Below are 11,333 nucleotides of genomic sequence, written 5' to 3' on the forward strand. Positions count from 1 at the left end.
TGGTTTCCATTCGGCTTTCAGAAGCGCTTCGTGCGGCATGATGGAAATATCCAAGCGGGCGCACGCGGCAATTGCCGCGCCGTCGCAGACCCGATGCGCCGCGTTCAGCCAGCGGCTACCGCAGGCTGCCCCGCGTCCGCATGCGATGGCAGGTGTTCGGCCAGCCGCCGGCGCGAACGCTCGGGGTTGACCACGTAGAGCCCGGCCAGCGCCGCCACCAGCATGATCGCGCCGCAAAGGGCCAGGCCCAGTTCGAAACCGCGTGCGCCCGGCACGTTCTGCACCAGCACACCCGTCACCAGCGGCGCCAGCACGCCGGCCAGCGACGACACCGAGGCATCGATGGCCAGGACCGCGCCGCGCTGTCCGGCGGGCACTACCTCGGCCAGGATCGCCGGCCCAAGCGAATAGATCGCCGGCGCGCAGACGCAGGCCAGCACCAGCAGGCCCACCCGCGTGGCCGGCGTGGCCCCCGGCCACAGCAGCAACAGGAAGAAGCCGCCTGCCAGCAGCAGCATGCCGGCAGACATCCGCCCGCGCGCCGCGCGCGACGACACGCCGCGCGCCAGCAGGCGCTCGGAGAACCACGCGATGGCCAGCGTCAGCGGCAGGTTGGTGCCGATGATCAGCGCGAACAACTTGCCGCTGACGGCGTGATCGAAGCCCAGCCCGCTCTGCAGGTAGGCCGGGATCCAGGTCAGGCACAGCGCCAGGCCCCAGTACGCTGCCAGCCGCAGCGCGAAGCAGCCAAGCACCGTGGGATCGCTCAGCAGTACACGGTACGGCAGGCGCTGCGGCGCGCTGCCGGCCGGGACGCCATGCGCGGCAGGACGTTCGTCGAGTGTCCCTTCGCGCCCGAGCGCCAGCCATACCAACGCCCACACCACGCCCAGCACCGCCAGCAGGTAGAAGTTGCTGCGCCAGCCCCAGTGCGCGGCGACTGCCGGGATCAGCAGGCCCGCCAGCACGATGCCAATGCCGGCACCTTGCGTCAGCACCGCAACGGGCAGGTTGCGCCGGCTGTTCGGAAACCATTTGTAGCAGGCGTGGATCGCCACCGGCGCGGCCGGCCCTTCCATGAAGCCAAGCAGGATGCGCGAGACGATCAGCACCGCCAGGCTGGACGACAGCGCCAGCGGGATCTGGCACAGCGACCATGCCAGCGCCATCAGGACCAGCAGGCGCGAGGTGGGTGTGCGGTTGGCCAGAAAGCCGCCCAGCACGCCGGAGACGGCGAACAGCCAGAAGAAGCTGCTGCCGACCAGGCCGAACTGCGCCGGCGTCAGGCCCAGCTCATCCATCATCGGCGCGGCCAGCAGGCCCACCACCATCTTGTCCATGGCGTTGACCACCAGGAAGAAGAACAACAGTACTGCGGTCAGCCACGCGCGGCGCGGCTGGTAGGACGTGGTCATGCGCGGTCTCCCGAAGGGCGCTCATCGGTATCCGGGCGGCACCCGATAGGCACGGCGCCGGCCAATTCGTAATATGGATTATGTTTTCGAGCCAGTATGTTGGCGTGATACCGTTCACGACATCCGTAGAAACACCGACAAGACGGGGCGGGCACCCGCCACGCCCCGCCGGGAGAATGGGTCATCATGGAAGACAAGCTGACCGGGCTGGAAGGCCACGCGGGCTATGCCGCGCCGCGCTATTCACGTGGCCTGCGCACCACCGTGGCGCTGTTGGAAGCCGGCCGCCGGCTGCTGCGCGAGCGCACGCTGGAACAGGTCTCGATCCAGGAGATCTGCGCGCACGCCGGCGTCACGACGGGCGCGTTCTACAGCCGCTTCGAGGGCAAGGAGAGCTATTTCAAGGCCCTGCAGGCCCTGGCGCTGGCGATGCTGCGCAAGGCCATGGCGGAGCGACTCGCGCAACTCGACGCACGCCGGCCGCCGCTGGCAGACGCCGTCCACACGCTGGCGCGCGACAGCCGCATCTGGACTTATCGCAATGCAGGGGTGCTGCGCGCGTCGCTGGTGGCCCGCGCCACCACTGGCGAGGACCCGATCCGGCAGCTCAACCGCCAGTACATGGACGACCTGGCCGTGCGCCTGGCGCGGCTGCACCCGGCGGGCGCCTCGCCGGACCTGGAACTGCGCATCCGCTTTGCGCACCAGGCGCTGGCCGGGACGCTGCTGTATGCGCTGATCAACCGCGAGAGCACCTTCGCGCTGTCGGACCGGCGGCTGGACAGCGAGATGGCGCGGGCGTTCCTGTCGTACGTGTCATGATGGCCGGCCCTCGCCACGTAACACGGCGCACAAGGGCCCGAGCCGCGGCTACTTTGGCCATTTGCCCTTGCACAGGTTGGCAATCAACGGACAAATGACCTCGCCATTGTCGCGGCATTGCCCGACAAGACTTCTCAACTCGGTCCGCAGCATCCGCAGATCGCGCAGCCGTTCCTCGACGACTTGCAGCTTTTGTTCGGCCAGCGCGCGCGCAGCTCCGCATTGGCTGCCGTCGTTCAGTTGCAGCAGGGTACGAACCTCGTCCAGGGTGAACCCAAGTGCCTGGGCCCGGCGAATGAAATGAAGCCGCTGCAAGCTGTCCTCGGCATACTGACGAATGGCGCCGCGCACGCGTTCGGGTATCGGCAGCAATCCGCATCGCTGGTAATAGCGAACCGTTTCCACGCCAACCTTGGCCGCCCTGGCCAGCTGCCCGATTGTCAGGGTCGCCCCCATCACTTGACTCCGTACTCAGGTACGGACCTAGACTACGTGTAAATGGCTCGAAAAGGAAGTTTGATGGCAGGCCGATGGCGACTGTCAGGCAGGGGAAACTATGCGCACCTTCGAGCTGAAATCCACCATCACCTGTCCCAGTTGCGGCCACCGCAAGACTGAGACGATGCCGATCGATGCCTGCCAGTGGTTCTACGAATGCGAAGGCTGCGGAACGGTGCTTCGGCCCAGGGCGGGCGACTGCTGTGTGTTCTGCTCGTATGGCACCAACAAGTGCCCGCCTATGCAGCAACGGCAGGGTTCATGCTGCTCGCCGGCCAGCGCGCCCACCGCTGACTGACTCGCCACAACTCCACTGCGCCATCATGCTATGCCCCGCGTGCGACAAGGCTGATCTGATTGCCGTAACGCTGGAGTTGGAAACTCCCGAGCCAAACAAGACCATTGTGCTGAAGGCGATGCAGTGCCCCGCATGCGGCGAAGGCATCATCGAAGACCGCGAACTCCGCCATGCGGTCGGCGAGCCCCGACGTCATGAACCGGCTTGTGAAAGCTCGCCAGACGTGACAAATGCGGAGAGGCCAGGCTGGCATTCCAGCTAACCTGCACTCTCCGCAAAGCTCCTGCGCTCAGGCTACATTGCCACGGCCTTCGCCCTGGCAACGGCCCCTCGGTTCGCCCGATGGGAGCAGCTTACTGGTTCTTCGTCTTGTCCATGCTGGTCGCGGCCTTCGCGACGCCGGGCTTCGTCATACCGGCCTTGGTATGGGCGGCCTTCGCCTTGTGGTGGGTGCCCTTGGCGGCTGACTTGCCGGCATCGGCCTTTGCGTCAGCCTTCTCCTTGGTGGCGCTGACCTGGGCCTTTACTTCATTGCCCTGCGTGCCGGCACTCTTCTGCGGCTGCATCGCGGAAGCTGGCACAGCAGTCTGGGCGAAAACGGTGCCGACGAGGGCGGCGGAGGCGAGTGCAGCGAACAGCTTCTTCATGACGTGGACTCCTGGGATAAATCAAGCAGCTCGGCAATGCGCCTTGCTTACCGGAAAAAACGGTACGGTCGGCATCCGAGTTGACCCACAAGTCGTGACAATCCGTAAGTTCTGCAACCAGCAAACATGCGTCACGAGGCCGTCCGGCTCCACGGGCAGTCTGCTGCATGAAAGCCTCAACCGCTGTCGTCTGACAGAAGCTGAGGCTTCCTTTGCCTGATCGCCCAGGGCGATCGAGCGCGCGTAAGGCTTACTATTGTTTCGGGGCTTCCTTGCTCATTGCATCCTTGCCCATCGCATCCTTCCCCATCGCATCCTTGCTCATGCCTTCCTTCTTTTCGTGGGGCTTCTTGGCGTGACTCTTGCTTATTTTGTCTTTCTTCATGTCCATGTCGTCCTTCCCCATGGAGTCCTTCGCCATGCTGCCGCTGGCGCCCATGGCGCCCTTGCCCATGTCGTCCTTCTTCATTGCATCCTGTGCCCATGCATGGCTGGCCAGCAACACTGCGGAGGAAAGCAGCAAAACCAGGCGTTTGTTCATGTTGTGCTCCTTGATTGGATTGATTGATAGGGAGAAACCGGCAGACTTGCCGCCCAGGTTTCGGGGGGTCAGGATCCCCCAAACCAGTTGTATCCCTGGTCCTCCCAATAACCGCCGGGATACTTGTTGGTGACGTAGATCGCGACAATGTGCTTCGGGTTCTTGTACCCGAGCTTGGTGGGCATGCGCAGCTTCATCGGAAACCCATACTTGGGCGGCAGGCGTTCGCCGTCGTAGGTGAAGGTAAGCAAGGTCTGCGGATGCAGCGCCGTGGGCATGTCGATGCTGGTGTAGTAGTCATCGGCGCAGACAAAGCCCACGTACTTGGCCGTGGTATCGGCACCGACGCGCTTGAGAAAATCAGAGAAGCGCGTACCGCCCCACTTGCCGATGGCACTCCACCCCTCCACACAAATATGGCGAGTCACCTGCGACGTCTGCGGCAACGCGTAGAGTTCTTCCAGGGTCCATGACGCCTTGCGCGAGACCAGTCCACCGACTTCCAGTCGATACTCGCTGGCATCTACCTCCGGCACGTCAGCAAGGCCGTAGTAGGCATTGAACGGAAACGGCCGTGTCAGCCGTGACTCGGGATAGGTCGGCGCCAGCCGGTCAGGATCGAACAGCCATCCCTGCACCCGGTCATTGAAGCGCGAGACTGCCATCAGGAAAGACTCAACCGACGGTTCGTCGGTCATGCTGCAGCCGGTCAACAGCAGCAAGCCGCCAAGCGTCATGGCACGCTTTCCGAACAGCCGGCGAGAAGGCATGCTCAACTCGCGCGTTGCATCGTGCAATATCAGCTTGCGGTCAAGCTTGACGATTCGCTCAGCTTTGCTCATGACCATTCTCCGCATCGAGAACTAGCGTCCGCGCAGCATGATGATGAGTGTGCGAGGTACCAGCAACACCATCACCACATGGATGACAAGGAATAGCGCAATCGCGCTCATGCCGATGAAGTGAACCCAGCGCGCGGCGTCGTAACCTCCCATCAGCACACGTAGCGTGGGAAACTGAACCGACTTCCAGATTGCCAGGCCAGACAGCACCGTCAGCACAATCACCACCACCACGCCCGCGTAGAACAGCTTCTGGGCAGCGTTGTATTCCGCCAGATTGGGGTGCGCGAGCTTGCCTCGCATGGCTGCAGCCACGTCACCCAATGCCGCCGGGACGGAAAGCGGGAAGAAGCGCCGCCGGAAACGGCCCGTGGCGAGATTCATCACCAGATAGAACAGGCCATTGGCGACAAGCAGCCACATCGCCGCGAAATGCCACTGCAGCCCTCCCCCAAGCCAGCCGCCCAGGGTGATCGCATTGGGAAAGTGGAAGCCGAACAGCGGCGATGCGTTGTAGATGCGCCAGCCGCTGAACATCATGACGAGTACGGCAACGACATTCAGCCAGTGCGTGATGCGAACCCATGCAGGCTGGATGGGCTGGCCTTGTGGCGCCAGCTTCCGGGGCGGCACCTGGTGGGCATTTTTCACTTGCTTTCTCCGACGCCAGGCGGCCAGTCGGTGACCGCCTTCTTCACCACGTTCGTCGTCCCAGGCGCCCAAACCTGACAAGGTCAATGCATTCTTGCCCTGGCACCCTTGTTCCGCCGCTGACGAGTGCCGTATGCAACACCTTTCAGCTCAGAAAATCCACACCGGTTCGGATATATAAAAAAAGAGCGACTCGCGCATTCACGATAGGAGCAAATCCCGTAGGAGGCAAAGCAGGCCTTCGCTTACCGGCTGTCTTCGGCGGCCATGGTCGGCGGAATCTGCTTGCGCAATTTCGGAGCGCCTCGCATGACCGGCGATGAATCTGCTGGCATGCTCCCGTCACGCCAGCGATACACCAAGAATCATTCCAACGCCAAAGGTGACGGCGGCCGCAACACAGCAAATGACAATTTGACGGATGGCCGAATAGAGGGCGGAGTGCCCATTGAAAAGAGAAGTCAGTACACCGATGCCAGCCAGGGCCAGGACGGCAAATGCAATGCTGGCTGAGACCGCCGTGAATCCAGAGAGGAACAGGAAGGGTAGCAACGGGACGACGGCACCGAAAGCGAACAGCGCGCACGATATCGCCGCCGCCGACCACGGACTCCCGCCCAACTCGTTCGGGTCAATGCCGAGTTCCTCACGAGCCAGCGTGTCGAGCGCCCGTCCCTTGTCCTGCATGACGCGTTCAGCAACGCGAATCGCATCAGACTTGTCCAGGCCCTTTGCCTGGTAGATGAGCGCCAGCTCGTGCTGCTCGGCCAATGGTGTGTGCTCGAGTTCCTCGGCCTCTTTGGCAATCTGGGATTGCGCCAGCTCCCGGGCGTTGGCGACCGATAGCCATTCACCCAGGGCCATGGAGAACGCACCCGCAATCAGGCCAGCAGTACCGGCCAGGATAACGGCCTTTGCTGGCGCCCCCGAGCCTGCAATGCCCATCAGCAGGCAGAAATTGGAGACCAATCCGTCGTTGGCGCCGAGCACGGCAGCGCGCAGGTCGTTGCCAGACCCCCTGCGGTGCCATGCCTCCGCACCGGCAATGTCAGAACCCGCGAGCCCCGGCGATGCGCTGTTTTGCGCCACCGCGCGCAGCACCTCCACGTGCCCCAGCTCCTCGCTGGCCAGCGCTCGCGCATCGGATTGGCGAGCATATTTGTCCCGGTCCATGAACTCGTTGGCGGAAATCGCCGGCAGTACAAAGCGAGGACCGAAACGGCGCACCAGCCAGCCGAGCACTCGCGTCTTTGTGCCTGGCTGAAATGCCGACGGTTCCACGCCCTGCTCGCGCAAGCGCTTGCGCCATACCTCGGCGTGCTCCAGTTCGGAAGCCGAGAGCTGCAGAAAGACGTCCTGCCGGTTGCGGTCCTGCTCAACGCTTGCCAGCACGCGATAAAGCTCGGCGCCGTCGAGCTCGTCCTGGAGGTTAGCGCGGTAGCGGTGAATGGCGGCCTGCTTTTTGGTCACGAAGTACCCCAGCTAAAGAGATGGTCCGCTGAGCGGCAGCAGCAGACTGTTCAAATGGAACGAGGTTTGGCGGTCAGGAGAACGGCACTTCAAATATCCATTTCAGCGTCCAGCGGTCGGTCGCCCGCGTGAGCCCCCGGCCAATACCGAAATTGAACACGAAGGGGCCACGGTTGACATCGAACGCGAGGTATAGCGTTTGCTGCTGTTCCGACCAGGGCGCCAGATGATCGATGCGACCCAGGTCGGTGTAGTACTCGGCGCCGGCACGTATGCCTGCAAGGACCGTGCGGCCGACCTTGAAATTGGGCGCGGCGCCTGGCACCCCGCTCTTGCCGGGGCCGGCGAGGTCCCATCCCAGCACGGGATTGACAGCGAAAAGCCAGCGTTCATCCTGGTAGCCGAAAATCGGCCGGAGCTCCAGATGCCTGGTGGAAGTCTCGAAGCGTTGCGCGACGCGCGACAGTTCAACGTTCAGACCCGCAAAGTAACCAACGCCATCGACTGTACGGAGCGGCAACCATTTGACTCGGAACTTGGGGCCGGTTACGTAGTAGCTGTTGTCCCGAGACAGTACGGTCGGGATATACAGGCCAAGCTCCACTGACGGCGTCAGCCCGTAGGAAAACTCGGCTGTGGCCCGCCAGGCGTGCGGCGTGGTGACCTCGCCTGGATAGTCCGGCTGCGAATGCCCGCTTGGGGTGGTGTTCAGATGCAGCTCCAGGCCGAATTCGCCCGGTGCATTGATGTCGCCAGCGTAGACCTGGATTTCATCGGGAAGCGCCGCCCAGGCAGGCAGAGTCGACAGGCACAGCAACACAGGCCACATGCACAGGCTATGACGGATGTGGAACAGGGCTTTCATCGTGGGTGCCTTGGAAGGGCGGCAGCCCGAATAATAGCCCCAAAAAATCAATTTCGCATTTTCATTAGTTTTTGCCAATGATGGGAGGAATCAGAGTGGTTCGCGTTTTCGGCGGAGCCTCGCGTTCCCAACCATCGCGCCTGCGTGGCCGCCGGCCGTGACCGGGGGCCGGTGAAATTCATCGGCATGCGCTTTCACAGGGAATTTTGAGGAGCCATAGACGTCAAAAGTTGAGTGCGGGTTCGCGCTCACGCAGGCAACCCGGGCTTGGCATTGGTGCCGAAAAAGGAAATCAAGTGGACAGTTGTTCTAGTCGACCTTTGCATCGTTTCTAGGCAAGCCATCAGTCGTTCCCCGACCGCTGTCTTGCCTGACAGGTAAGGCAGCGGTGTCATCAGGCCATTCGGCCAGCTCCGCTCCTTTGTTGTATTCCGCCAGAACCGCCTGGCGCTGTGCTGCCCTGCGAACCGCGCTGCAGGGCGGCGAGGAGTCGGACATGCGCAGAATTCTCACCCCGTTCCGCCGGATGACCTCCCTCACCGCACGGATGACGTCCCCGTTCCTGCGCCAGATTGAACCAGGCACCTCCAGCATGGCGCCCACCAGAGGTCCGGATTCGCGCCATTCAGGCGCACATGCGCCGCAGACCAATCGGGAGTTCGCCGACGCCGCCATCCGGACGTGCCGGACCCTCTGGTAACTGTCCTTGCGAGCCCGGTGCCGGCATCGCCCACAAGCACTTGATAAGTCTTGAGGAGAAAAAAAATGGTCAATTTCACAACAGAGATGACCGCCCCGCCACAGCAGGGAGTGCTCGATGAGGCTCACGCCGGGGACATTCGCGGTGCGCTCGGGACGATTGGCCAGCACGACACCGGCCCGCGCAAGGGATGGCGCGACAGATTCAGTACTCTGCTCGCCATTTTGGGCCCCGGGCTCATCGTCATGGTGGGGGACAACGACGCAGGGGCCTTCGGCACCTACACACAGGCGGGGCAAAACTACGGCACGACACTGCTGTGGACGCTGGTGCTGTTGATACCCGTGCTCTACGTCAATCAGGAGATGGTGGTGCGGCTGGGCGCCGTGGCGCGGGTGGGTCACGCTCGGCTCATCTTTGAGCGCTTCGGCAAGCTGTGGGGCAGCTTCAGCGTCATTGACCTGTTTCTCGTCAATGCGCTGACGCTGGTAACCGAGTTCATCGGCATCAGCCTTGCGCTGGAGTATCTGGGCATCCCCCGGCAATGGGGCGTGTGCGCTTCGGCGCTGCTGGTGATGCTGGCCGCTTCGACCGGAGATCTCCGGCGCTTTGAGCGGTTCGCCATGGGACTCGTCGCGGGGAGCCTCACACTGATTCCTGTCTTCCTGCTTGTGCATCCGCCCCTGGGCCAGGTCGCCCGGGATTTCTTCGTCCCCGCAATGCCCGCGCAAGCGCCGCTGAGCGAGGTCATGCTGCTCATCATCGCCATCGTCGGCACCACTGTGGCGCCATGGCAACTATTCTTTCAGCAGAGCTACGTCATCGACAAGCGGATTACGACACGCTTCATTCGCTATGAGAAGGCCGACCTCTGGCTGGGCATTGCCCTCGTCATCGCCGGCGCGGCGGCCATGATTGCTTTCAGTGCCGAGGCGTTTCATGGTACGACGGCGTTCGGCAACTACACCGATGCGCTTGGCACGGCGGTCGGGCTTGAGAAGCATTCGGGCCGGCTGACCGGTGTTCTTTTCGCCATCGCATTGCTGGACGCGAGCATCATCGGCGCCTGCGCCGTCTCGCTGTCTACGGCGTACGCGCTGGGGGATGTCTTTGCCGTGCGCCATTCCCTGCACCGCAAGCCAACGGAAGCCAAAGGCTTCTACGCGGTTTACTTCGGGCTGACCATGCTGGCAGCCGGGCTGGTACTGACGCCAGGCGTGCCGTTAGGCCTGCTCACCAATGCGGTCCAGTCGCTGGCCGGCATACTCCTGCCCAGCGCCACGGTCTTCCTGCTGTTGCTCTGTAATGACAAGGCTGTGCTCGGACCGTGGGTAAATGGACGCTGGACGAACTTGTTCACGGGAATGGTGGTGGCGGGCCTGGTCATGCTCTCCATCATCCTGACGACATCGGTGCTATTCCCGCAGATTGGCGAGCGAGAGATTCTTGGCATCCTGCTCGGCGCAACGGGCCTCGCGCTGATCGCCTCGCTCTTCGTGAAGCGCTATGAGAGGCGCCGCCATAACACACCGCTGCCGTCCACGCTGCCATCGGTGGACGACAAGGCAGGTTGGACCATGCCCCCGCTCGCTGAACTGCCAGCGCTGAAGCTCACCCTGCTGAATCGCGTATGGATGATGGTCTTGCGGGGCTATCTGCTGGTCGCGGCTGGATTGGTACTCGTGCGCATTGTCACGCTGGTAACAGCGTAGTGCCACTGGTGAGAGAACGTCGGCGAAGGCGCATCATGGCTATGCGCGCTTCGCGATATGGGGGGGAAACATCGCGGAGCATCGATTAGCCGACGTGACAGCGCCCCGAACCACCCCGCCGTACCCACTGAACCACTATTCGGCCTCCTGAGGTACCTGTTCGACCGAGTGCTGAATGGCATTGGAGACTGCATACCCGGCAGCGTCAAAGCTGCCTTCCGCGGTTTGCATCGTTTGCTCGGCAGCCTGCCGAAGGAGTGACGGGATCACTCTGCTTCGCCGCCCGGCGTCGCATGGCGACGCTTTCGCATGACCACGCGAGGCGCAGCCTCTTTGTTGGGGGCCTCATCTCGCGCGGGACGCATTCTGGCCCCCGGTTGCCGCACCGGCCCTTGAAGCTGGATAGTCGATATCGCGCTCTTGTAAATGGCCTGCATGCCACCGGACGCGCTCAGTACCACCATGAACCGGTCGAACGACGCAATGGACCCGACCAGCCTGACGCCGTTGAGCAGGTAGACCTCAACCGGCCTGCGCTCCTTGCGCGCGGTGTTCAGGAAGTCGCTTTGCGGAGAGGGTTGCTCAGGCTGCATGAATGATTCGCCAGACACAGGCGCTGTTGCCCCACCTCGATTTTATTGCGCCACTGCCCTGCGGGCCAAACAGGACGACGTGCAAAGCCGGGCATTGAAGGCAGCAGGGGTCCGCGGATTGGCCAGGCTGCTACCCTGCGTCTCCTTGTGCATCAAAATTCGCACCAATAAATTGTTGCGACGCTGTAAGCCCTTGATCAAAAGGGGCTTTCACAAACGTCGCAACAACTTCGCCAGGTGCGTGGCAACAAGCAACTAAAGTTGCCGGCAAATCTGACA

General features: G+C 62.7%; 13 protein-coding genes. 4 read left to right on the forward strand and 9 right to left on the reverse strand.

Annotated elements, in window-relative coordinates:
• Positions 1-104: 104 nt before the first annotated feature.
• Positions 105-1,415 carry an MFS transporter gene (locus ACZ5MJ_RS16705; protein ID WP_464220834.1) on the reverse strand — a complete coding sequence of 437 codons (1,311 nt, stop codon included), beginning with the start codon at positions 1,413-1,415 and terminating at the stop codon, positions 105-107.
• A 186-nt stretch (positions 1,416-1,601) separates the two neighbouring features.
• Between ACZ5MJ_RS16705 and ACZ5MJ_RS16710 the strand changes: the two genes are divergently transcribed.
• A complete protein-coding gene (locus ACZ5MJ_RS16710; protein ID WP_464220836.1) occupies positions 1,602-2,237 on the forward strand; it encodes a TetR/AcrR family transcriptional regulator in 636 nt (211 codons plus the stop codon).
• A gap of 48 nt (positions 2,238-2,285) precedes the next feature.
• Here ACZ5MJ_RS16710 and ACZ5MJ_RS16715 read toward each other — a convergent pair whose 3' ends face one another.
• The gene (locus tag ACZ5MJ_RS16715) at positions 2,286-2,693 is read right to left on the reverse strand and encodes a MerR family transcriptional regulator (RefSeq protein WP_464220838.1); all 408 of its coding nucleotides are present in this window, start codon (positions 2,691-2,693) and stop codon (positions 2,286-2,288) included.
• Positions 2,694-2,793: 100 nt separating this feature from the next.
• Here ACZ5MJ_RS16715 and ACZ5MJ_RS16720 point away from each other — a divergent pair, with 100 nt between their 5' ends.
• Positions 2,794-3,033: a GDCCVxC domain-containing (seleno)protein gene (locus ACZ5MJ_RS16720; RefSeq protein WP_464220840.1), complete on the forward strand. Its 240-nt coding sequence runs from the start codon at positions 2,794-2,796 to the stop codon at positions 3,031-3,033.
• 25 nt (positions 3,034-3,058) lie between these two features.
• Positions 3,059-3,295 (forward strand): YgiT-type zinc finger protein, encoded by a 237-nt coding sequence (locus ACZ5MJ_RS16725; RefSeq protein ID WP_464220842.1) that lies wholly within the window; start codon positions 3,059-3,061, stop codon positions 3,293-3,295.
• A 91-nt stretch (positions 3,296-3,386) separates the two neighbouring features.
• On the opposite strand, the gene ACZ5MJ_RS16730 is transcribed toward ACZ5MJ_RS16725, so the two are convergent.
• The 6 genes from ACZ5MJ_RS16730 to ACZ5MJ_RS16755 all read right to left on the reverse strand — a co-directional run bounded on the left by ACZ5MJ_RS16730 (position 3,387) and on the right by ACZ5MJ_RS16755 (position 8,013).
• Complete coding sequence (locus ACZ5MJ_RS16730; protein WP_464220844.1) at positions 3,387-3,680, reverse strand: hypothetical protein; 294 nt, start codon at positions 3,678-3,680, stop codon at positions 3,387-3,389.
• Positions 3,681-3,933: 253 nt separating this feature from the next.
• Positions 3,934-4,221 carry a pentapeptide MXKDX repeat protein gene (locus ACZ5MJ_RS16735; RefSeq protein WP_464220846.1) on the reverse strand — a complete coding sequence of 96 codons (288 nt, stop codon included), beginning with the start codon at positions 4,219-4,221 and terminating at the stop codon, positions 3,934-3,936.
• A 68-nt stretch (positions 4,222-4,289) separates the two neighbouring features.
• Positions 4,290-5,063 (reverse strand): molybdopterin-dependent oxidoreductase, encoded by a 774-nt coding sequence (locus ACZ5MJ_RS16740; protein ID WP_464220848.1) that lies wholly within the window; start codon positions 5,061-5,063, stop codon positions 4,290-4,292.
• Between the two features lie 21 nt (positions 5,064-5,084).
• A complete protein-coding gene (locus ACZ5MJ_RS16745) occupies positions 5,085-5,714 on the reverse strand; it encodes a cytochrome b/b6 domain-containing protein (RefSeq protein ID WP_464223745.1) in 630 nt (209 codons plus the stop codon).
• Between the two features lie 342 nt (positions 5,715-6,056).
• Positions 6,057-7,184, reverse strand: a complete 1,128-nt coding sequence (locus ACZ5MJ_RS16750; protein WP_464220850.1) for a VIT1/CCC1 transporter family protein — start codon at positions 7,182-7,184, stop codon at positions 6,057-6,059.
• 73 nt (positions 7,185-7,257) lie between these two features.
• Positions 7,258-8,013, reverse strand: a complete 756-nt coding sequence (locus tag ACZ5MJ_RS16755; RefSeq protein WP_464223746.1) for a hypothetical protein — start codon at positions 8,011-8,013, stop codon at positions 7,258-7,260.
• Positions 8,014-8,814: 801 nt separating this feature from the next.
• Between ACZ5MJ_RS16755 and ACZ5MJ_RS16760 the strand changes: the two genes are divergently transcribed.
• Positions 8,815-10,461 (forward strand): NRAMP family divalent metal transporter, encoded by a 1,647-nt coding sequence (locus ACZ5MJ_RS16760; RefSeq protein ID WP_464220851.1) that lies wholly within the window; start codon positions 8,815-8,817, stop codon positions 10,459-10,461.
• Between the two features lie 266 nt (positions 10,462-10,727).
• Here the strand turns inward: ACZ5MJ_RS16760 and hfq are convergent, their stop codons facing one another.
• Positions 10,728-11,054 carry an RNA chaperone Hfq gene (gene hfq / locus ACZ5MJ_RS16765; protein ID WP_464220853.1) on the reverse strand — a complete coding sequence of 109 codons (327 nt, stop codon included), beginning with the start codon at positions 11,052-11,054 and terminating at the stop codon, positions 10,728-10,730.
• Positions 11,055-11,333: the final 279 nt, after the last annotated feature.

The organism is Cupriavidus sp. LA-1 (assembly GCF_055385985.1).